We start from the raw sequence: 20,393 nt of genomic DNA on the forward strand, positions 1-20,393 counted from the left end.
GTTCAGCCCTGCAACGTGGCGATGAAGCGCTCGGCGTCCAGGGCGGCGGCACAGCCGGTGCCGGCCGCCGTGATCGCCTGCCGGTAGGTGTGGTCCACCACGTCGCCGGCGGCGAACACACCGGGCACGTTGGTCCGGGTGCTGGGCGCCTGGACCTTGACGTACCCCTCGTCGTCCAGTTCCACCTGTCCGCGGAAGAGTTCGCTGCGGGGGTCGTGGCCGATCGCCACGAAGACGCCGGTCACGTCCAGCACCTTGATCTCGCCGGTGTGTACGTTGCGGACCCGGACCCCGCTGACCTTGCCGTCGTCGCCGAGGACCTCCTCGACGGTGGTGTTCCACTCGACCTTGATCTTGTCGTTCCCGAGCGCCCGCCCGGCCATGATCTTGCTGGCCCGGAACGAGTCGCGCCGGTGGATGATGGTCACCGACTCGGCGAAGCGGGTGAGGAAGCTCGCCTCCTCCATCGCGGAGTCACCGCCGCCGACCACCACGATGTGCTGGTTGCGGAAGAAGAACCCGTCGCAGGTGGCGCAGGACGACACGCCGTGGCCGAGGTATTCCTGCTCGCCCGGCACGCCCAGCGGACGCCACGCCGAGCCGGTGGAGAGGATGACGGCCTTCGCCCGGTACGCGGTCTGGCCGACCCACGCGGTGCTGACGGCGTCCGAACCGATCATGCCGGTGTCCGCCAGCTCGACCCGGGTGACGTCATCGGTGAGGAACTCCGCGCCGAACCGCTCGGCCTGCTTGCGCATGCTGTCCATCAGCTCGGGGCCGAGGATGCCGTCGGCGAACCCGGGGAAGTTCTCCACCTCGGTGGTCGTCATCAGCGCGCCGCCGGACTGCACACCCTCGATGACCAGGGGCTTCAGGTTGGCGCGCGCGGCATAGACCGCCGCCGTGTAGCCGGCCGGCCCGGAGCCGATGATGATCAGGTTGCGGACCTCGTCCACTGCCGTCTCCCGATGTGTGTGTTCGGCACCGGCATGCGCACCGATGTCGATCCGAGTGCCGACGGCTCAGCGACGTCGGCGACTGACTTTCAGAACGTCATCGTACGAACCGGGGATTCCCGAGCCGGTCATCCGGTGGGTCACGTCACGCGTGGACGGACGACCGATGACCGCGACCTCACCCTACTCGCGCCTGGTAGCGGGTGTCGGCGCCGGATCCCGGGACGCCGCAGCCGGCGCCGCTCACCCACGCCCAGCGTTCCCCGGCCGGGTCGGCGAAGCGGACCACCAGCGCCGGCTCGCCCCGGAAGGAGGCGTAGTCGACCAGTTCCACGGTGACCGCCCCGCGTCCGTGCTCGGCGGAGATCTCGGTCAGGCAGGCGTCGAGCGCCGGCCGGTCGACGAGCCGGTCCAGCCCGTCGGCCATCGCCTGCCGCTTCCCCGCGCTCTCGGTCGGCCCGTCACCCGGCTGGAGACCGGGTGCCGCGGTGGCGGCCCGGGGCAGCGCCGTGACGGCCCGGGCGCCGGCGAGCGTCTCCGGCGTCCAGTCGGTGCCGCTGTGCCGCGGCTCACCGGTGAACCGGAACGGCGCCGCTGCGCCTGCGGCGTCGCTCGCCGCCGGCTCGGCCACGGTGGAGTCGGCGGTGCCGTCGCCCGTCCGGTCGACGAGCTGCCCGACACCCAGCCCGACTGCGGCGAGCGACGCCGCGGCGAGGGCGACCGGGCCGGCGAACCGGGTCCAGCGCCGGCGCCGCCGCCCGGGACCGGTCGGCGCCGCCCGGGCCTCGCCGGGCCGGGATGCTCCGGTACGCCGTGCCGTGCTCCCGGCCTGCGCCGGTACGCCGGGCACCGCCGGCCCGACGCCGTCGGATCCGGTGGCGAGGTGGTCGACCGGCGGGTCGGCGGGGGTGGCTGCGTCGGCGGGGGCGGCGGGACCGGCGCCGGCGAGCGCGGCGGTGAGCCGTTCCACGACCGCCAGGGGCATCTCGGGCGCCGGCTCGCCCCAACCGGCGAGGTCGTCGCGCACCCGGGCCACGGCGGGGGCCAGGGCGACGTACGCGTCGGCCCACGCCGGGTCCGCGTCGACCAGGTGTGCGACCGTCGCCTGGTCCGGGGTGCCGTCCAGCGCCCCGCCGGCGTAGTCGGCGAGCAGGTCGTGGTCGACCTCCCTGAACTCCCGGCCCGTCACGTCTCCTCCTGGTGGGCGTCCCGCCGGGCCTGTCCCGACCCCGATCGGACGCCCTCCGGCGGCCGCGGGTTCCCGAGGGTGACGCCGGGCACGTCCGCGGCGTCCTCCGTGCCGGGGGGCCGGCCGTCGCCGGTGTCCGACGGGCCCTCCGCCGCGCCGGCGCGCAGGTGCCCGAGCAGGCCGGCCAGCCGGGCCCGGCCCCGGGCGCAGCGGCTCTTGACCGTCCCCTCGGCCACGCCGAGGATCCGGGCCACCTCGGCGACCGGATAGCCCTGCACGTCCACCAGGACCAGCGCGGCCCGCTGCTGGACGGGCAGCGCGGCGAGCGCCTGGCGGACCACCAGCGCGGTGTCGTGGTCGGTGGCCGGCGCGGCCGGTTCGACGCCGCCGCGGCCACCCTCCTCGGTACGCGTACCGTCCGGCAGCGGGACCGTCGGGTGGGCCTGGCGCCGGCGGATCCGGTCCAGGCAGGCGTTCACCACGATCCGGTGCAGCCAGGTGGTGACAGCGGAGTCGCCGCGGAACCGGGCGGCGGCGCGGTGGGCGGAGAGCAGCGCGTCCTGGAGGGCGTCCGCCGCCTCCTCGCGGTCGCCGAGGGTCCGCAGCGCCACCGCCCAGAGCCGGTCGCGGTGCCGGTGGAACAGCTCGGCGAAGGCGTCCCGGTCACCGGCGACGTGGGCGCGGAGCAGGTCGACGTCGGTCGCCTCGCCGACGGGCGTCGGCCGGGCCGGTACGACCGGCACCGCCCCGCCGGTCGCCGGATCGGGCGTACGCCCGCCGCGACCGCCCATCACCACGTCCGTCGGAGGCGGTGCCGGGGTCGCGGCGGACGGCTCACGAGCCCTGGACCCTGATCTCCTGGACGCCGAGCTTCCAGCCGTCCCCGCTGTCCTTCTCCGGCAGCTCGGTGATCCAGAAGAGCAGGTACTGGTACTTCTCCTCCGGGTTGAACCCGTTGAAGGTCATCTTGGTGCCGTCGTGCTCCTCGAACGGCTGCCCGATCCGGGCCGTGTAGCTGGCGACGAGCTGCCGGTCGCCGGAGGAGCTGGACGGGAACTCGGCCGTGCCCGCGCGCAGCTCGGCGGAGGCGCCGGTGGACGACAGGGTGGCCTGCAACGACTTGAGCGTGTGCGGCGCGCCCAGGTCGATCCAGACCCCCATGCCCTTCTTGAGGCCGCCGAACTTCCCGTTGTTCCGGTAGCTCGCGGTCTCCCAGCCCTCGTCGTCGTTGCCGTCGATCACCTTCTCGGCGTCGCGCACCTCGGCGCGGTCCCCGCTTTCGGGGTCGATGATCCGGACGTCCTCGACGTGCAGCGTCCGTACGACAGTGGCCGGGGTGGGCTCACCGGCGGCCGGGGTGCTGGCCGAGGGGCGGGCCACCGGCTCGGTCTTCGGCGCCTTGTCGTCCCCGCCGAGCGCGCTGATCCCGATCAACAGCCCGACCAGGGCGACCGCCAGCAGGCCGGCGATGCCGATCGCGACCTTCCGGCCCCCGGCGGCGGCCAGCGGCGAGGGCTCCTCGCCCGGGTCGGAGGTGAAGCGCAGGGGGCCGCCCTGGTCGAGGAAGTGGTCGTCGGCCGGTACGTCGAGGCGGGCCAGTTCGGCGGCGAGCACGTCCGACGAGGGCGGGACGATCTCGGCGTCGAGCAGGTCCATGGTCAGGTCGTCCAGGTACGCGGGTACCCCCGCGCGGACCTGCCGCGGGGCGGCGATGGAACCGCTGCCGTCGCGGACCGCGTCCGGGATGGCGGCCCGGCCGTGCCCGGCGGTGGCGCCGTGCAGCGGGGCCTCGGCGTGCGGCCAGTGGCCGGTCAGCGCGAAGTAGAGGATGCCGCCGACCGCCCGGATGTCGTTCTCCTGGCTGTCCGCGCCATCGGTGCGCGCGTCGGCGAGGACCACTCGGCCGTCGTCGCTGATCATCACGGTGCCCGGGTGCACGTTGCCGTGCACCATGCCGGTGGCGTGCACGGCGGCGAGCGCACTGCCCACCGCGTTGCCGATGGCGGTGGCGCGGGCCGGGTCGAGCGGCCCCTCGGCGACCATCTCCCGCAGGGACCGGCCGTCGACCCACTCGCGGACCACATACGCCCGCTCGTCCTCGTCGATCGCGTCGTAGACGCCGACCAGGTTGGGGTGGATGACCCGGCTGGCCGCCACGGCGGCCTGGAGCATCTCGGTGGCCGAGTCGCCGCCCGGGTAGCGCAGCACGACCGCGACCGGCCGGCGCAGGATGACGTCGACCCCGCGCCAGACCAGCCGGCCGGCGCTGTCGTTGTTGATGTGCTCGACCAGCTCGTACCGGTCGGCGAGGACCTCACCGGCCGTGGGGGCACCGAAGGTCATGACGGGCGGAGCAGTCTCCTCCGCCTCCTGACCCTCGCCGACCTGGGTCACCCGTCCTCCCTCGGTGATCGTGCCGATCGATGGACCCGCGCTGCTGGGCATCTGGCTTCCCGCTCCGCCTTCGAAGGAACCGGCCGGCGGCGTCGACGCGAGCGTCGATCGCCTGCCGTATCCGTCGAGAGCGACCTTACCCGGACTGCCCCTCATCCCGACATGTCATCTTCCCGCCGCGCCCGGCGGAGGATCCGATTGTTGGGTAAGTGTCCGGTTACGACCGTTGTTGGCCACGTTGCTGGCACATGTACTAGCCAATCTAGAGGTTGACCGCAAGTAGTCGCCGCGGGGGGCCGACCTGAGCGGGCTGCCCCGACGACATCCCGTCAGGTTCCCTCCGAACGGTCGCCCATGCTCGTCCGTACGGTTGGTTGTCCACAGGTCGATCCGGTTGCTGACCGGGGAAACGCGGAGTTGTCCACAGGCGTGTCCCCAGGCTGGTGATCCTCGTTCACGCTCCGCTCCGTGCCAGAGGCCGGGCGCCGATCGGAAAGCTCAGCGGCCGAGCCGGCGGCGGACCATCCCGACCACCTCGGTGATCTCGCCGATCCGCAGCATCATGGCCAACCCGAGGTACGTCGCGCCGATCACCGCGCCGCCGACGACCAACTGGACCGCGGCCGCCACCCAGCTCAGGTTGGCCGGATCGCCGGGGAGCAGCTTCACCACGAGCAGGCCGACCAGCGCCGACCCGAGCGCGGCGACGACCACCTTGCCCATGGTCCGCATGATTCCGCCGAGCCCGATCCGGCCGACCCGCGGCCGCAGCAGCATCGCCGAGATGACCGCCGCCGCCACGTACGAGATCGCGTTGCCGAGCATCATGCCGGCCGCCGCGAAGGTGGCCGAGAAGGCGACGAAGAGCCCGACCTGGAGCAGCACCCGCAGCGCCACCACCGGGATGTTGACCAGCGCCGGGGTGCGGGTGTCCGGCAGGGCGTAGAAGGCGAAGGTGAAGAGCTGACTGATCGCGAACGGCACCAGACCCACCGCGGCGACCAGCAGCACGGTGGACGTGGCGCGGGCGTTGTCGCCGTCGAAGGCGCCGTACTGGAAGACCACCCGGGAGATCGGCCCGGCCAGCACCGCGTAGCAGACCGCGATCGGGGCGAGCACCGCGGTCACCATCCGGGTGCCCCGGGACAGGTCGGCGGTGACGTCACGGAGGCGGCCGTCGGCGGCGGCGGCGCTCATCCGGGGCATCAGCGCGGTGATGATCGAGACGGCGATGATGCCGTGCGCCATCATCAGCAGCAGGAAGACGTTGTTGTAGATCAGGAGGCCGGCACTGTCCTCGCCGGCCGCGCGGGTGAGCAGGTTGACCACCACGAAGAGGCCGAGCTGGTTGACCGCGACGTAGCAGAACATCCAGGCGCCGAGCTTCGCCAGCTCGCGCAGCCCCAACTCGCGGAAGTCGAACCGCCACTTCCACCGGAAGCCCACCTTGCGCAGCGCCGGCAGCAGCCCGGCGGCCTGCACCGCCACGCCGAGCAGGGTGCCGCCGCCGACCAGCAGGATCTGACCGCGGCTCAGCTCGCCCGGCTTGAGCGCCTCGGCGCCGTAGACCAGGATGTAGAGGCCGAAGATGCCGATGACCACCAGGTTGTTCAGGATCGGCGCCCACATCGGCGCGGCGAAGTGGCCCCGGGTGTTCAGCACCGCGGCGATCAGCGCGCTGACGCCGGTGAAGAACAGCATCGGCAGCATCAGGTAGGACAGATTGGTGACCAGGTCGGTGTAGTCACCGTCCTTGCCGCTGGCGTAGATCGCGGTCAGCACCGACGCCAGGGCCATCGCGATCAGCGCGGCGGCGGCCAGCGCGATCACCGCCAGGGTGAGCAGCCGCTGCGCGTACGCCTCGCCGCGGTCCGGGTCGGCCTTGCGTCGCCGGACCAGCACCGGGATCAGCACGCTGGTCAGCACGCCGCCGAGCAGGAACTCGTACACCTGGTTCGGCAGGAACTGGGCGGTGGTGTACGCGTTGCCGACCAGGTTGCCCAGGGCGGCGCCGATCATCAGGTTGCGGATGAAGCCGGTACCCCGGCTGATCAGGCTGCCGACGGCCATCACCGCGCTGTTCGCGGCGGCGCTGGTCTCCGCGACCTGCTCCGGCGGCGGCGCGGTCGCCTCCACCGCCGGCTGGTTCAGCGGCTCGGCCGAGATGAAGGTCGCCTCGTCGGTCGGCGGCACGGCGCCGTCCGGCGTGGCGTTCGCGCTGCGGTAGAGCCCGCCGCTCATCTCCAGCCTCCAAGGGGGTACGTCGGAGCCGGACCACCGGACCGCACGCCCAAGACCTTAGTCAACGCCCGCGTCTTACCCGCGCCCGGCGGATCCGATCCCGCCCCGGCCCGATAGGCTGGCGATCCCATGTCCGAAGCTGCCTCCGCACCTCACGCCGCCGACCGCCGCGAGCTCACCGCCGCGCAGCGCAACGCCGTCGCCGAACTGCTCCGCGTCTCCCCGGTCGCCGACGAGCTCGGCCGCCGGTTCGCGCACGCCGGACACGAACTGCACCTGGTGGGCGGATCGGTCCGCGACGCCCTGCTCGGCCGGCTCGGCGAGGACCTGGACTTCTGCACCGACGCCCACCCCGAGCAGACGTTGCGGATCATCAAGGGCTGGGCCGAGTCGATCTGGGAGACCGGCCGGGAGTTCGGCACCATCGCCTGCCAGCGCGACGGGCTGCGGCTGGAGATCACGACCTTCCGCGCCGAGGCGTACGACCAGGTCAGCCGCAACCCGATCGTCGTGTACGGGACCAGCCTGGAAGAAGACCTCAAGCGGCGGGACTTCACCATCAACGCGATGGCGGTCAGCCTCCCCGACCACCGGTTCACCGACCCGCACGGCGGCCTCGACGACCTCGCGGCCAAGGTGATCCGTACCCCCGCTCCGCCGCGGGAGTCGTTCGGCGACGACCCGCTGCGGATGCTGCGGGCGGCCCGGTTCGCCGCCCAGCTCCGCTTCACCGTCCACCCGGACGTGCACACGGCGATGACCCGGATGGCCGCGGACCTGGACCGGATCACCGCCGAGCGGATCCGGGACGAGTTCACCAAGCTGCTCTGCGGCACCGACCCGATCACCGGGCTGCGGCTGCTGGTCGACACCGGGCTGGCCGATCGCTTCCTGCCGGAGCTGACCGGGCTGAAGCTCACGATCGACGAGCACGCCCAGCACAAGGACGTCTACGAGCACACCCTCACCGTGGTCACCAACGCGGTCTCCTTCGAGGAGGACGGCTGTGACTTCATCCTCCGGATGGCCGCGCTCATGCACGACGTCGGCAAGCCGGCCACGAAGTCGGTCGGCCCGGACGGCCGGGTCAGCTTCCACCACCACGAGGTGGTCGGCGCCCGGCTGACCAAGGCCCGGATGAAGGCGTTGCGTTACTCCAAGGAGGTCACCGCGAAGGTGGTCGCCCTGGTCGCGCTGCACCTGCGCTTCTACGGGTACGGCCGGGGCGAGTGGACCGACTCGGCGGTGCGCCGGTACGCCACCGACGCCGGTGACCTGCTGCCCCGGCTGCACAAGCTGACCCGATCGGACTGCACCACCCGCAACCGGCGCAAGGCGGCCCAGCTGGCGGCCGACTACGACGCGCTGGAGGAGCGGATCGCCCGGATCGCGGCCGAGGAGGACCTGGCCCGGGTCCGCCCCGACCTGGACGGCAACGCGATCATGGAGCTGCTCGGCGTACCGCCGGGGCCGGTGGTCGGGAAGGCTTGGCAGCACCTCAAGGAGCAGCGCCTGGAGCGCGGCCCGCTGGACCGCGAGGAGGCGGAGGCGGAGCTGCTGCGCTGGGCCCGCGACGAGGGCATCGCCGGGTAGCGGCGTCCCCGCCGGCCGGACCGCGACGACGACAGGGCGCCGCCCCCGATCGGGGGACGGCGCCCTGTCGCATGGTCAGCGGGTCTCGACCGCCGTGCCCTCGACCGGCGGCTGGCCGTTGCCGGTGGGCGCCGTCGACGCCGAGCCCAGCCTGGCGAGCAGGCCGGCCAGGTCGATGCCGGTGAGGTCGGAACCGAGTTGGAGGCCCTGCGCCACGTTGCCCGCCACCGACTTCGTCAGCGAGGAGGCGCCGTCGGTGGAGATCACGGTCAGCTTGTCGATCGCACCGATCGGGGCGCTGGCCGCCTCGACCACCTGCGGGAGCACCTTGACCAGCAGGTCCAGCACCGCAGCCTCGCCGTACGCGGCGAACGCCTCGGCCTTGCGGGCCATCGCCTCCGCCTCGGCCTGCCCCTTGGCCAGGATGGCCGCGGCCTCGGCCTGGCCCTCCCGCTCCACCGCCTCGGCGATCGCGGAGCGGCGGCGCTGCTCGGCCTCGCCCTCCTTGGCGCCCTCGATCGCGTTCGCCTCGGCGAGCGCGGCCCGGCGGGCCCGCTCGCCCTCACCGGTGAGCCGGGACTGCTCCGCGGCGGCCTGCGCGGCGGCGATGACGGCCTGCCGCTGCGCGTCGGCGTTCAGCACCGCCGCGTTGCGGGCCGCCTCGGCCTCCTGCTCCACCTTGTAGCGAGCCGCGTCGGCGGGCTTGCGCACCTCGGTGTCGAGCTGACGCTGCTTCAGTTCGGCGTTGCGCTCGGCGACCTTCTGCTGTTCGGAGAGGATCGCCTGGTCCCGCTCGGCCTGGGCGAGCGGGCCGGCCGCCGCCGACCTCGCCTTGGCCGCGTCGATCTCCGCCTGGATGCCGGCCTGCTTGAGCGACAGGTTCCGGTTGGCCTCGGCGATCGCCTCCTCGGCGAGCAGCCGTTCCTGCTCGGCCTGCTGCCGGGCCCGGGCCTCGGCGATGGCCGCGTCCTTGAGCACCCGGGCCGCCTCCGGACGGCCGAGGTCCTGCAGGTAGGAACCCTCGGCGAGGATGTCCTGGAGCTGGAAGGTGTCGAGCACCAGCCCCTGGTTGGTCATCGAGTGCTCGGCCTCCTCGGCGACCGCGCTGGCGAAGGCGGCCCGGTCCCGGATGACCTCCTCGACGGTGAGCCGGCCGACGATCGACCGCAGCGCGCCCGCGAGCACCTCGCGGGTGAAGTTGTCGATCTCGTCCTGCTGGTGCAGGAACCGCTGGGCCGCGGCGCGGATGGCGTCCTCGGTGCCGCCGACCTTGACGATCGCCACGCCGTGCAGGTCGGTCCGGATGCCCTGCTTGCTGACCGCGCCCCGGATGCCCACGTCGATGCGGCGGCTGGACAGGTCGAGCGACTGGAGCTTCTGCACCACCGGCAGGACGAAGACGGAGGCGCCGAGGACGACCTTCTGGCCGGACATGTCGGTGGAGCGGCCGCCGTCAGCGGTCTGCGTGGTCCGGCCCTTGCGGCCCGTGACGATGAAGGCCTCGTTCGGGCCGGCCACCTTGATCCGGGAGAGCACGAACAGCACGAGGACGAGGGCCAGCAGGATCGCGCCGCCGACGGCGATGACGAGGGGCATGGGGGTTCCGTCTCTGCGAGAAGGGAGGTCAGTAGGTCTCGACGTGGACGCTGGTCTCGCTCAGCGCCTGCACGACGAAGATCTGCGCGCCGACCGGGATCGGGTGGTCCGCGCGGGCGTTGAGCTTCACCGGCTGGCCGGCGACGCGTACCCGCACCTCGCCGTAGCCGGTGGCCGGCACCGGGGTGACCACCAGGCCGAGCGCGCCGACCAGGTCGTCCCGGGTGGGAGGGGGGTCGGTGCGCATGTCCCGCGCCGCCCGGCTCAGCCGCCGCGCGACCCACGCGGTGGGCACGGCCGCGAGCGCGCCGCCGGCCACCGCCGCCGCGATCATCCCCGGGGTACGCCCACCGACCAGCTCGTTGACGATCGCGGCGCCGAAGCCGAACGCGCCGAGGAAGCCGGCGACCGCCTCGACCGACACCGGACCGTCGACGTCCGGGTGGCCGAAGTGGAGCAGTTCGGCGCCGAGCAGGGCGAGCGCCAGCACGGCGACACCCGCTCCGCCGATGATCAGGAAGGTGAACGTCCCCGTGGCCACGACCAGCACGGTATCGACGCGGCGCAACGTCCCGCGTGATCACTTCGGCGCGACGCTCACCGTCCGTTCGGCCAGCTCCCGGGGGAGCGGCAGGCGTTCCAGCTCATGACCGGCGGTGTCGGCGAGCACGACGTCCCGGTAGCCGCCCGGTCGGCGGTAGAGCAGGCGCTCGTCGGTGACCCAGGCGACGTCGGCCGCGGGCAGCGTGCCGAGCACCGTGCCGGTGGCCGCGTCGACCAGCAGCGGCTCCTGCTGTCCCTGCACCACCACCCGTTCCCCGTCCGGGGACCAGGCCCAGGGGCCGGCCGGGTCGCCGGGGATCTTCACGAACCGGGTCGGCCGGCCCTCGTCGGCGGAGAAGAACTGCACCCCCCAGCGGGCCTGTCGCGGCTTGCTCTCGTCGTGCGGCTTGAACTCGTCGGTCAGCGGGAGCGTCACCTCCCGGCCGTCCCGTGTCCAGGTGAAGGCGCAGAAATCGGTGCAGAAGTAGCGGATCCGGTCCACGCGGTACTCCCGGTACCGCCCGCCCACCTCCAGCACGCCCAGGTAGCGCTCGCCGCCACGCGAAGCGGTCACCGCGAGCCGGCGGCCGTCCGGCGACCACTGGAGGCTCGTCCAGCCGCGGATCCGCTGCCAGCGCACCTTCGCGGTGGCCGTGTCGGCGAGGCCGAGCTGTCCGGGGCGCTGGTCGTCCCGGACGGCGGTGACCGTGCCGGCGGGCGCCGGCCACACCTCGGCGTACCCCTCGGCCATTGCGTAGCGGGACCGGGTGCGGTCCAGCACGTACCCGAATCCGTTGGTCACCCCGCCGGTGACCACCCACCCGCCGGGCAGGGTCAGCGGCCGGTTCTGCCAGTCGGCGCCCGGCGTGGGCAGCCGCACGGTGCTGGGGGTGGGCGTCGGTCGGGGGTGCGCCGGTTCGGCCGGACGGTCCGGCCGAAGCAGCGCGAACGGCAGCGCCAGGGCGGCCAGCGCCACCAGCGCCGCGCCCGTCACCGTGGCCCGCCGCCGGGCCCGTCGCCGGCGGCCGCGTTCCAGCGCCGCCGCGGCCAGGTCCGGCGCGGGCCGGGCCTGCCCGGCGAGATCGTGTACGGCCGCCCGCAGCGCGTCCTCCACCGGTCTGCTCATCGGTTCACCTCCGGGCGGGTGACAAGGTCGTCGAAGGCCGGCACGAGCTGCCGGAGCCGGGCCAGCGCCCGGGACGCCTGGCTCGCCACCGTCCCGGGCTGGCAGTCCAGCGCCGCGGCGGTCTGCTCGACGCTCATGTCCTCCAGGTAGCGCAGGGTGAGCACGGCACGCTGCCGCGGCGGCAGCGCCCGCAGCGCCTCCCGCAGCAGCAGCCGCAGGTCGGCGTCGTACCCGCCGTCCCGCTCCTCGGCCTGCTCCGGCAGCACGGCCACCGGCACCTCGCGACGTCGGGACAGCCGTCGCCAGCCGGAGACCTGGTCGTTGTAGAGGATCCGCCGTACGTACGGCTCGGCGTCGCCCCGGATCCGCGGCCACCGGGCGTACGCCTTGGCGAGCGCGCTCTGCAGCAGGTCCTCCGCCGCGTGCTGGTTGCCGGCGAGCGCGTACGCGACGCGCAGCAGGGCAGCCCCCCGTTCGTTGACGAACGCGGTGAACTCCCCGTCGGTCACCTCAGCCACCGCCCACCTCCCGTACTACAGACGCGGGCCACGGGTGGAACTTTGCCTCACCGTCAAGATCGTTCATGCCGCTGCGGCTGAACCCGTTGCACGGTTGCGGATCAGCGGTTGGAGATGTGGACCACGGCGCACCTCGTCAGCGATGAGGGAGGAAGGTACGTGATGTCGTCGGAGACGCTCACCACGGCCGGAGTCCTGCTGATCACGGTCGTCGCGGTCGCGCTTCTTCCTCGCGGTACCCCGTCCCGCCGACACCCGCCCGAACAAGCTGATCTGGCTCACGGTCGCCGGCGGGGTGAGCCTCAGCGCCGGAGCGCTGCTGCCGGGGATCGCACTGTTGTAGCCGGTCGGCGGATGCCGGTGCTGACCGGAGCGCGACGGCGGGGAGAATCAGGTCATGCGCTGGACCGTGCTCGACTCCCCGATCGGTGAGTTCTCCGTGGCCACCGACGAGGCCGGCGTCTGCGGGGCGCACTTCGGGCGGGTGGAGACGGCGGACGAGGAGCCCTCGGACGAGTTGTCGGGTCACGCGCTGGCGGAGCTGCGGGCCTACTTCGCCGGCGAACTCACCGACTTCACCGTGCCGGTGGTGGTGCGCCGGGGCTCGGAGTTCGAGCGGGCCGTCTGGCGGGAGATGACGGGCATCCCGTACGGGGAGACGCTCACCTACGGCGAGGTGGCGAGGGCGGTCGGTGACCCGGGCGCGGCGCGGGCGGTCGGAGTGGCCTGCAACCGCAACCCGATCCCGGTGATCGTGCCGTGCCACCGGATCGTCGGCGCCGGCGGCAAGCTGGTCGGCTTCGGCGGCGGCCTGCCGCGCAAGGTACGGCTGCTGGAGCTGGAGGCCGGGGTCGCCCTGCGACGCGCCTGGTCGTGACGGATCCGACCCGTTCGGTCGATGCAAACCTGACGGTGACCGGCGCACTCCAGGCGGGCTTCCTGAGCATCTTCCCGGACCCGGGCTCGGTGCCGACGGTCTCGACGATCAACTTCCAGGCGGGGGACGGGGGGCTGGCCGCCCCCGTCAAGCCGTCCTGGGCGAAGTAGCACCCCGCGTACGCGACGAGGGGCCGGGTCCGAACGGACCCGGCCCCTCGGCCGTGCTGGTGGTCAGCGTGTCAGCGCTCGACCTCGCCCTTGATGAACTCCTCGACGGCGACGTGCGCGTCGTGGTCGGCGTACTGCACCGGCGGGGACTTCATGAAGTACGACGAGGCCGACAGGATCGGGCCGCCGATCTTCCGGTCCAGCGCGATCTTCGCGGCCCGGACCGCGTCGATGATGACGCCGGCCGAGTTCGGCGAGTCCCACACCTCGAGCTTGAGCTCGGCGTTCAGCGGGGTGTCGCCGAAGGAACGGCCCTCCAGGCGGATGTACGCCCACTTGCGGTCGTCCAGCCACGGCACGTGGTCCGACGGGCCGATGTGCACGTCGCTCTTGGCCATCTCGTGCGGGATCTGGGAGGTGACCGACTGGGTCTTCGAGATCTTCTTCGAGACCAGCCGCTTGCGCTCCAGCATGTTCATGAAGTCCATGTTGCCGCCGAAGTTGAGCTGGTACGTGCGCAGCAGCTCAACACCGCGGTCCTCGAAGAGCTTCGCCAGCGCGCGGTGCACGATGGTGGCGCCGACCTGGCTCTTGATGTCGTCACCGACGATCGGCAGGCCCGCGTCCTCGAACTTCTTCGCCCACTCCGGGTCGGAGGCGATGAAGACCGGCAGGGCATTGACGAACGCGCAGCCGGCGTCGATCGCCGCCTGGGCGTAGAACTTGTCGGCCTGCTCGGAGCCGACCGGCAGGTACGAGACGACGACGTCGACCTGGGCGTCACGCAGCGCCTGGGCCACGTCGACCGGCTTGGCGTCGGACTCCTCGACGATCTCACGGTAGTACTGACCCAGACCGTCGAAGGTCGGGCCGCGCTGCACACTGACGCCGGTCGGCGGCACGTCGCAGAGCTTGATGGTGTTGTTCTCGCTGGCCACGATCGCCTCGGCGAGGTCCATGCCCACCTTCTTGGCGTCCACGTCGAACGCCGCGACAAACTCCACGTCCGAGACGTGGTAGTCGCCGAAGGTGACGTGCATGAGACCCGGGACGCGGTCGTTCGGGTCGGCGTTGCGGTAGTACTCCACTCCCTGCACGAGGGACGAGGCGCAGTTACCCACACCGACGATGGCGACGCGGACGGAGCCCATAGCGTCTGCCTCCTTCTTCTTCATCACGGCCGCTCTTTCCTGGACTTTCCAGGCGGGGGCGGGCTGTTGTCTTCTCGTCGACCGCCGGCCGTCCCGGTTTGCGGGACCGTCGGGGCACGGCCGGAGCGCTCGTTGGCGATGAGCTCCTCCAGCCAGCGGACCTCGCGCTCACAGGCGTCGAGCCCGTGGCGTTGCAGTTCCAGGGTGTACGCGTCGAGGCGCTCGGCCGCCCGGCCCAGCACGTCACGAAGGCCTTCGCGACGTTCCTCGATCGTGCGTCGGCGACCCTCCAGGATGCGGAGTCGGGTCGCCTGGTCGGTCCGGGCGAAGAACGCGAAGTGCACGCCGAAGCCCGTGTCGTCGTACGTCTCGGGCCCGGCCTGCGCGATCAGCTGGCCGAAGCGTTCCTTGCCCTCGGCGGTGATTTTGTAGACCACCCGACCTCGTCGGCTGGTCAGCGCGGGAACCTCCTCGGCGGTCGCGGGTGTCTCGGCGGCTTCGGTGATCCATCCCGCCGCCTGCAGCCGGCGCAGGGTCGGGTAGAGCGAGCCGTAGCTGATCGCCGCCCGGATCGCACCGAGCTTGGCGGTGAGCTCCTTGCGGAGCTCGTAGCCGTGCATCGGAGACTCCTGCAGGAGGCCGAGGATGGCGAACTCGAGCACGGGCCATCCCTTCCTACCCCCGGCACGGGTCGTTGACCGCTGCGATGTATCGGACCGATACATCGCACGTTAGTACCTCACTGACCATCAGGGCAAACCCTCATTCCGCGCCACTACAGTCACTGATCGTGACGGTGGTCGCCTCGCCCGGCCGGACCGCGTACCCTTCTCCGCATGCGTACGCAGCGCCAGGTGGTGGACTACTCGCTCCGGAAGCGAGCGGTGCTGCGTGAGCTCCTGGCCGGCCGGGTCGGCGCGTACGACGTCTGCGACGCCTCGCCGTACCTGAAGAACGCCGCTCGGTTCCACGGCGAGCCCACCGAGGAGCGCTGCCCGATCTGCCGGAGCGAGAATCTGACCCGCGTCCACTACATTTACGGAGACGAACTCAGGCAGTCCGCCGGCCAGGCGCGTACCTTGGCTGAGTTGCCCGCGTTGGCGATGACGCTGCGCGAGTTCCAGGTCTTCGTGGTGGAGGTGTGCCTCGGCTGTGACTGGAACCAACTCGTCGAGCAGTTCCTGCTCGGCCGGGACGGGCTGGCCGAGGACGGGTCGGAGCAGGGCGCGGTGGGCGGCATGACCGCCCCCGGCGCCGGCCCGGCCCAGGGGCGAAGGCGAGAGGCGCAACGGTGAACCTGGCTGGACCGGTCGAACTCGGTGCCGTGGTCGACAGGTACCCCGACCGACAGCTCGATGGTTCGATTAGCCCGATTAGTGCGTATACCGAGACGCGTTCGGGGCCCCTCCGGGGGCCCGCGTCACGTGTGTCAACTCACGGCAACCCGGTGGCGGCGCCGCTGCGCCCCACCGCGACCGGCAGGGTGTGAGGAATGAACTCGTACGGCGATCCCAGTTCTCCGCGCGGGCGGGGCCAGGTACCGGGCTCGAACGGTGGCCCCGGACCGGGGGCGGACGACGCGTACCGCCGTCCCACCGGCGACGCCCGTGGCGCGGCGTCGGCCGGCCGGGCCTCCGTCGGCCCGCAGGGCGCGGCGCCCACCGGGCGCGCCTCGGCGGCGGTGCCGCCGCCGCGCGGAACGGGCGCGGCCGGGTCGGCCTCGGCCGGCCGGGCGGGCGCGGGACGGGCCTCGGTCCCGGTCTCCCCGGCGGCGCCGGGCGCGGCGGCCGGTCGGGCCGGTGCGGGGCGGGCCTCGGTGCCGGTCTCCCCAGCCCCCGGCACGGCCGGCCGGGCAAGTGTCGGCGTGGGCTCCGCCGGCCGGGCGGGCGTCGGCGCGGCGGCGGTCGGTTCCGCGGGCCGGGCGACGGTGGCCCGCGCGGGCGTCTCGTCGTACGCCGGCGGTCCGGGCGGTCCGGGCGGTCCGGGTGGTCCCGGCGGTCCGGGTGGCGGTGGCCGCGGCGGCAGGCGCGGGCCGGGTGGTCCGGAGGCGGCGGCGCGGGCGAAGAAGCGCCGGCGGGTCAACATGCTCATCGCCGGCTTCGCGGTCTTCATCATGCTGGCCGGCATCGGCGTCATCGGCTTCACCTACTACTCGACCAACGTGGTGCTGCCCAACCAGATCAACCTGCCGCTCGCCACCACCATCTACGCGAGCAACAACAAGACGGTCATCGCCAAGGTGGGCGAGCAGAACCGCACCTTCGTCTCGATCAACCAGATCCCGCAGCACATGCGGGACGCGGTGGCCGCGGCGGAGGACAAGAACTTCTACCGGCACTCCGGTGTGGACTACAAGGGCATCGCCCGGGCCGCGTGGAACAACCTCAGCGGCGGCGACAAGCAGGGTGCCTCGACGATCACCCAGCAGTACGCCCGCAACGCCTACGAGAACCTCCAGGACGACTCGTACGCCCGGAAGGTGAAGGAGGCGATCGTCGCCTCCAAGCTCAATGACGAGTTCACCAAGGAACAGATCATGGAGCACTACCTCAACACGATCTACTTCGGTCGCAACGCGTACGGGATCGAGGCGGCGGCACAGGCGTACTTCGGCAAGTCGGTCTCGAATGTCGACGTCGACGAGGCCGCGGTGCTGGCGGCGCTGATCAAGCAGCCGGAGCCGAGCCCCACCCACAGGGGCTACGACCCGGCGGTCAACCCGACCGCTGCCAAGGAGCGGTGGGACTACGTCATCAGGAACATGGTCGACGAGCACTGGCTCGACGCGCCCGGCCGGAAGCCGCACCCCACCGCCTACCCGACGAAGAAGCTGAAGAGCCCGAAGCAGTCGAGCGCCGGCGTGAAGTTCGGGGTCAACACCCCGATCGGCAACGTGATCAACTACCTGGTGCCGGAGATGCGGGAGAAGAAGCTCTGCACCGACAACGAGGCGGAGATCACCGAGCGCAGGCCGCTCTGCTCGACGATGCTCCGCGAGGGCGGCTACCGGATCCGGACCACCATCGACCCCACGGTGCAGAAGGCCGTCACCGACGCCGCCCAGCGCAGCAGCAAGGGCTCGGAGCTGGACGGCGCGAGGCCGAACCTGATGGCGGCAGCGGTGTCGATCGACCCGCGCAACGGTCGGGTGCTCGGTTACTACGGTGGGGACGACGGCACGGGTACCGACTTCGCCGGCCGGAACACCGATGCGAGCGGCAACATCACGGGCGGGCACTCGCCGGGCTCCAGCTTCAAGATCTACACCCTGACGGCGGCCCTCGAGGCGGGCAAGTCCATTGAGTCGCGCTGGAAGGGCAAGGCGTTCACCCCGGACGGCGTGAAGTTCAAGGTCAGCAACGCCGGTACCGACAACCCCAGCTGTGGAGACTCCTGCACGCTGCGGGAATCGACCCTCAAATCGCTGAACGTGCCCTTCTACCACGTCAGCCTGGCGATCGGTGAGGACAAGATCCTGGACGTGGCCAAGCGGGCCGGCGTCAGCATGATGTGGCAGACGAACACGAACCCGCCGAAGGGGCACGACCTCACCAAGGCGGACGTCAAGGACCTGGCCGGCGACCCCTTCTACCACGTGGTCGCCTACGGTCAGTACCCGATCACCGTGCTCGACCACGCGAACGGGATCGCCACCTTCGCCAACAAGGGCGTCTACAACAAGGCCCATTTCCTGGTCTCCGCCGAGAAGCAGAACAAGGACACCGGCAAGTGGGAGAAGCTGGGCGGCGAGCAGCTCAAGCCGCAGAAGCGGATCGACCCCGGCGTGGTCGCCGACGTCACCAACGTGCTGGAGGGCTACCCGGCCAAGATCAACCACGAGCTCGCCGACGGCCGCAAGGCGACCGCCAAGACCGGCACCTGGGAGCTCAAGGAAGGCACGACGGAGAACGGCGACGCCTGGACGATCGGCTACACCCCGCAGCTCGCCACCGCCGTCTGGGTGGGCAACAAGGGCAAGCGGCAAGCCATCAAGATGAACAACGGGAAGAACATCAGCGGCTCGCTGATGCCCGGTGACATCTGGGAGCGCATCATGAACAACGCGCTCAAGGGCAAGGAGAAGCTCGACTTCCCGCCCGCCGCGAACGTCGGCGACCCGAACTCCGGCAACGGCACCCCGGCCCTGCCGCCGCCGGCTCCCGAGCTCCCGCAGCAGCCGCAGGACTGCGGCCCGCTCGGCCTCTTCTGCCCGCAGGACCCCAACGGCGGCGGCAACCCGACCGACCCGCGGCCGGGCGGCGGTGGCAACGGTGGCAACGGCGGCGGCATCCTGCCGACCCTGTCGCCCCGCACCCGGGAGTAACACCGCGACACCGCCGACGGCGGCCGGACACGTGTCCGGCCGCCGTCGGCTTTTTTGCGGTCCGGGACGGGACGGGACCCCCCGGCGTACGGCAGGATGCCTCTCCATGAGCACCCAGTCGACGGCCGGCCTCGACGACGCCGGGACCAGCGACCACCCGTCCCGGTCGGACGGCTTTGTCCGTGGCGTCTCTGAGGTGATCGGCGGCCCCCTTGGTGACCACGCGGTCGCGCTCGACCGCCCCGCCGGCCGGGAACGGCGATTCTGGACGGCGGCCCGGATCGTGCTGGCGCTGGCCTGCCTGACCCTGGCCCTGCACTGGGTGCAGAAGTCGCCCTGCCAGGACGGTGCCTGGCAGAACAACGTGCAGTACACCCGGCTCTGCTATTCCGACGTGCTCGCCCTCTACTACGCCGAGGGGCTCAACGAGGGCAAGGTGCCCTACCGGGACCACCCGGTGGAGTACCCGGTGCTCACCGGTTACATGATGGGCGCGATCGGGCTGCCGGTGCACGCTCTCGGCGCCGACGACCCGCAGCTCAACCAGGGCCAGTGGTTCTACAACCTGAACGCGTTGACACTCGGCGCGCTCGCCGTCGCCACGGTCGCGGTGATCCTCGCCCTGCGCCGACGACGACCCTGGGACGCCGCGCTCTTCGCGCTGGCCCCCGCGCTCTTCCTCACCGCCACGGTCAACTGGGACTTCCTCGCCATCGGCTTGGCCGCCTTCGGGCTGGCGGCCTGGGCGAAGCGCCGGCCGGCGGTGGCCGGGGTGCTGCTCGGCCTGGCCGGCGCGGCGAAGATGTGGCCGCTGTTCCTGCTCGGGCCGATCCTGGTGCTCGCGCTGCGCGCCAACCGGATGCGCGCCGCGCTGACCGCGCTCGCCACCGCACTGGTGGCGCTGGTCGCGGTGAACCTGCCGGCCGCGGTGCCCTACTGGGACAACTGGAACCGCTTCTTCGAGCTGAACACCACCCGCCCGATCGACTGGGGCACGCTCTGGTACATCGGGCGGTACCTGGACGGCAAGGTGAACACGGGCGGCCCCGGTGAGCAGGGGCCGTTCCAGTGGTTGAACGCCAACATTCCGACGCTGAACTACCTGTCGTACGCCCTCTTCGGGCTGGCCTGCCTCGGCGTGGCCGCGCTGGCGCTGCGGGCGCCGCGCCGCCCGCGGCTCGCCCAACTCGCCTTCCTGGTGGTCGCCGCGTTCCTGATCTTCAGCAAGGTCTGGTCGCAGCAGTTCGTGCTCTGGCTGCTGCCGCTGGCCGTGCTGGCCCGACCCCGCTGGGGCGCCCTCCTCGCCTGGCAGCTCGCCGAGGTCTGCTACTTCGTCGCCTTCTACGGCGAGCTGCTCGGCGCCGCGACGAATCGGCCGGTCTTCCCCGAGGGTGTCTTCGTGCTGGCCGCCACCCTGCGGCTCGGCACGGTCGTGCTGCTCTGCGTACTGGTGGTCAGGGACATTTTGCACCCCGAGCGGGACGCGGTGCGGCGGACCTACGCCGACGACCCGGACGGCGGGGTGCTCGACGGCGCCCCCGACGCGCCCTGGCTGGCCGACCGCCGACGAACGCCGCAACCCGAGCCGGTTCCCGCCACCGGCTGAGACGCGCAAGTCCAAGACGGCCTCGGGTGGTCAGGGTTTGCGGGGAGCCCGACCGGCGCAGGGATCAAGCCTGACCGCCCGGAGCCGGTCGGGCTCCCCGCAAACCCCA

At 72.2% G+C, this 20,393-nt stretch carries 18 protein-coding genes; 6 read left to right on the plus strand and 12 right to left on the minus strand.

All coding sequences use genetic code 11. The annotated features are described in order from the left end of the window. Positions 1–2: 2 nt before the first annotated feature. The 5 genes from trxB to murJ form a co-directional block, all read right to left on the minus strand. On the minus strand, positions 3–956 hold the full coding sequence (gene trxB, locus ACLQ2U_RS09865; protein WP_425750263.1) for a thioredoxin-disulfide reductase: 954 nt from the start codon (positions 954–956) through the stop codon (positions 3–5). Positions 957–1,134: 178 nt separating this feature from the next. Beyond that, positions 1,135–2,145, minus strand: a complete 1,011-nt coding sequence (locus ACLQ2U_RS09870; RefSeq protein ID WP_425750264.1) for a hypothetical protein — start codon at positions 2,143–2,145, stop codon at positions 1,135–1,137. Continuing rightward, on the minus strand, positions 2,142–2,936 hold the full coding sequence (gene sigM / locus ACLQ2U_RS09875; RefSeq protein WP_425750265.1) for an RNA polymerase sigma factor SigM: 795 nt from the start codon (positions 2,934–2,936) through the stop codon (positions 2,142–2,144). The genes ACLQ2U_RS09870 and sigM overlap by 4 nt, the downstream gene beginning before the upstream one ends. A gap of 43 nt (positions 2,937–2,979) precedes the next feature. After that, on the minus strand, positions 2,980–4,590 hold the full coding sequence (locus tag ACLQ2U_RS09880; RefSeq protein WP_425750266.1) for a protein kinase family protein: 1,611 nt from the start codon (positions 4,588–4,590) through the stop codon (positions 2,980–2,982). A 447-nt stretch (positions 4,591–5,037) separates the two neighbouring features. Further along, positions 5,038–6,780: a murein biosynthesis integral membrane protein MurJ gene (gene murJ, locus ACLQ2U_RS09885; protein ID WP_425750267.1), complete on the minus strand. Its 1,743-nt coding sequence runs from the start codon at positions 6,778–6,780 to the stop codon at positions 5,038–5,040. Between the two features lie 129 nt (positions 6,781–6,909). Here murJ and ACLQ2U_RS09890 point away from each other — a divergent pair, with 129 nt between their 5' ends. Continuing rightward, entirely contained in the window at positions 6,910–8,373 is a 1,464-nt protein-coding gene (locus tag ACLQ2U_RS09890) for a CCA tRNA nucleotidyltransferase (protein ID WP_425750268.1), read from the plus strand. Between the two features lie 75 nt (positions 8,374–8,448). On the opposite strand, the gene ACLQ2U_RS09895 is transcribed toward ACLQ2U_RS09890, so the two are convergent. From ACLQ2U_RS09895 to ACLQ2U_RS09910, 4 genes are read right to left on the minus strand one after another with little or no spacing between them, the layout of a single operon-like run. Beyond that, positions 8,449–9,969: a flotillin family protein gene (locus ACLQ2U_RS09895; protein ID WP_425750269.1), complete on the minus strand. Its 1,521-nt coding sequence runs from the start codon at positions 9,967–9,969 to the stop codon at positions 8,449–8,451. Between the two features lie 28 nt (positions 9,970–9,997). Continuing rightward, complete coding sequence (locus ACLQ2U_RS09900) at positions 9,998–10,519, minus strand: hypothetical protein (protein ID WP_425750508.1); 522 nt, start codon at positions 10,517–10,519, stop codon at positions 9,998–10,000. Between the two features lie 30 nt (positions 10,520–10,549). Next, the gene (locus ACLQ2U_RS09905) at positions 10,550–11,638 is read right to left on the minus strand and encodes a TolB family protein (protein ID WP_425750270.1); all 1,089 of its coding nucleotides are present in this window, start codon (positions 11,636–11,638) and stop codon (positions 10,550–10,552) included. Continuing rightward, complete coding sequence (locus ACLQ2U_RS09910) at positions 11,635–12,156, minus strand: SigE family RNA polymerase sigma factor (protein ID WP_425750271.1); 522 nt, start codon at positions 12,154–12,156, stop codon at positions 11,635–11,637. The genes ACLQ2U_RS09905 and ACLQ2U_RS09910 overlap by 4 nt, the downstream gene beginning before the upstream one ends. 397 nt (positions 12,157–12,553) lie before the next feature. Here ACLQ2U_RS09910 and ACLQ2U_RS09915 point away from each other — a divergent pair, with 397 nt between their 5' ends. Together ACLQ2U_RS09915 and ACLQ2U_RS09920 are read left to right on the plus strand one after the other, a co-directional pair. Continuing rightward, on the plus strand, positions 12,554–13,033 hold the full coding sequence (locus ACLQ2U_RS09915) for a methylated-DNA--[protein]-cysteine S-methyltransferase (RefSeq protein ID WP_425750272.1): 480 nt from the start codon (positions 12,554–12,556) through the stop codon (positions 13,031–13,033). Continuing rightward, positions 13,030–13,203 (plus strand): hypothetical protein, encoded by a 174-nt coding sequence (locus tag ACLQ2U_RS09920; RefSeq protein WP_425750273.1) that lies wholly within the window; start codon positions 13,030–13,032, stop codon positions 13,201–13,203. The genes ACLQ2U_RS09915 and ACLQ2U_RS09920 overlap by 4 nt, the downstream gene beginning before the upstream one ends. A gap of 71 nt (positions 13,204–13,274) precedes the next feature. Here the strand turns inward: ACLQ2U_RS09920 and ACLQ2U_RS09925 are convergent, their stop codons facing one another. Together ACLQ2U_RS09925 and ACLQ2U_RS09930 are read right to left on the minus strand one after the other, a co-directional pair. After that, positions 13,275–14,354 (minus strand): inositol-3-phosphate synthase, encoded by a 1,080-nt coding sequence (locus tag ACLQ2U_RS09925; RefSeq protein ID WP_425750274.1) that lies wholly within the window; start codon positions 14,352–14,354, stop codon positions 13,275–13,277. Between the two features lie 23 nt (positions 14,355–14,377). Beyond that, positions 14,378–15,016, minus strand: a complete 639-nt coding sequence (locus tag ACLQ2U_RS09930; protein WP_425750275.1) for a PadR family transcriptional regulator — start codon at positions 15,014–15,016, stop codon at positions 14,378–14,380. Positions 15,017–15,190: 174 nt separating this feature from the next. On the opposite strand from ACLQ2U_RS09930, the gene ACLQ2U_RS09935 reads away from it, so the two are divergent. Next, on the plus strand, positions 15,191–15,649 hold the full coding sequence (locus ACLQ2U_RS09935; RefSeq protein ID WP_425750276.1) for a DUF5318 domain-containing protein: 459 nt from the start codon (positions 15,191–15,193) through the stop codon (positions 15,647–15,649). A 139-nt stretch (positions 15,650–15,788) separates the two neighbouring features. On the opposite strand, the gene ACLQ2U_RS09940 is transcribed toward ACLQ2U_RS09935, so the two are convergent. Next, positions 15,789–16,196, minus strand: a complete 408-nt coding sequence (locus tag ACLQ2U_RS09940) for a hypothetical protein (RefSeq protein ID WP_425750277.1) — start codon at positions 16,194–16,196, stop codon at positions 15,789–15,791. A 22-nt stretch (positions 16,197–16,218) separates the two neighbouring features. On the opposite strand from ACLQ2U_RS09940, the gene ACLQ2U_RS09945 reads away from it, so the two are divergent. Next, positions 16,219–18,678, plus strand: a complete 2,460-nt coding sequence (locus ACLQ2U_RS09945) for a transglycosylase domain-containing protein (RefSeq protein ID WP_425750278.1) — start codon at positions 16,219–16,221, stop codon at positions 18,676–18,678. A 106-nt stretch (positions 18,679–18,784) separates the two neighbouring features. Further along, positions 18,785–20,284, plus strand: coding sequence for a glycosyltransferase family 87 protein (locus ACLQ2U_RS09950; protein ID WP_425750279.1), 1,500 nt, complete (start codon positions 18,785–18,787; stop codon positions 20,282–20,284). Positions 20,285–20,393 lie beyond the last annotated feature (109 nt).

It is taken from the genome of Micromonospora sp. DT47, assembly GCF_049844475.1.
In the GTDB taxonomy this organism is placed as follows: Bacteria; Actinomycetota; Actinomycetes; order Mycobacteriales; family Micromonosporaceae; genus Micromonospora.

What these genes read in the sequence shown, in the direction of transcription:
- ACLQ2U_RS09890 (WP_425750268.1), top strand. Translation starts at nt 6,910, where the DNA reads ATGTCCGAAGCTGCCTCCGCACCTCACGCCGCCGACCGCCGCGAGCTC.
- ACLQ2U_RS09950 (WP_425750279.1), top strand. Translation starts at nt 18,785, where the DNA reads ATGAGCACCCAGTCGACGGCCGGCCTCGACGACGCCGGGACCAGCGAC.
- ACLQ2U_RS09925 (WP_425750274.1), bottom strand. Translation starts at nt 14,354, where the DNA reads ATGGGCTCCGTCCGCGTCGCCATCGTCGGTGTGGGTAACTGCGCCTCG.
- murJ (WP_425750267.1), bottom strand. Translation starts at nt 6,780, where the DNA reads ATGAGCGGCGGGCTCTACCGCAGCGCGAACGCCACGCCGGACGGCGCC.
- ACLQ2U_RS09915 (WP_425750272.1), top strand. Translation starts at nt 12,554, where the DNA reads ATGCGCTGGACCGTGCTCGACTCCCCGATCGGTGAGTTCTCCGTGGCC.
- ACLQ2U_RS09905 (WP_425750270.1), bottom strand. Translation starts at nt 11,638, where the DNA reads ATGAGCAGACCGGTGGAGGACGCGCTGCGGGCGGCCGTACACGATCTC.
- ACLQ2U_RS09935 (WP_425750276.1), top strand. Translation starts at nt 15,191, where the DNA reads ATGCGTACGCAGCGCCAGGTGGTGGACTACTCGCTCCGGAAGCGAGCG.
- sigM (WP_425750265.1), bottom strand. Translation starts at nt 2,936, where the DNA reads ATGGGCGGTCGCGGCGGGCGTACGCCCGATCCGGCGACCGGCGGGGCG.
- ACLQ2U_RS09880 (WP_425750266.1), bottom strand. Translation starts at nt 4,590, where the DNA reads ATGCCCAGCAGCGCGGGTCCATCGATCGGCACGATCACCGAGGGAGGA.
- ACLQ2U_RS09895 (WP_425750269.1), bottom strand. Translation starts at nt 9,969, where the DNA reads ATGCCCCTCGTCATCGCCGTCGGCGGCGCGATCCTGCTGGCCCTCGTC.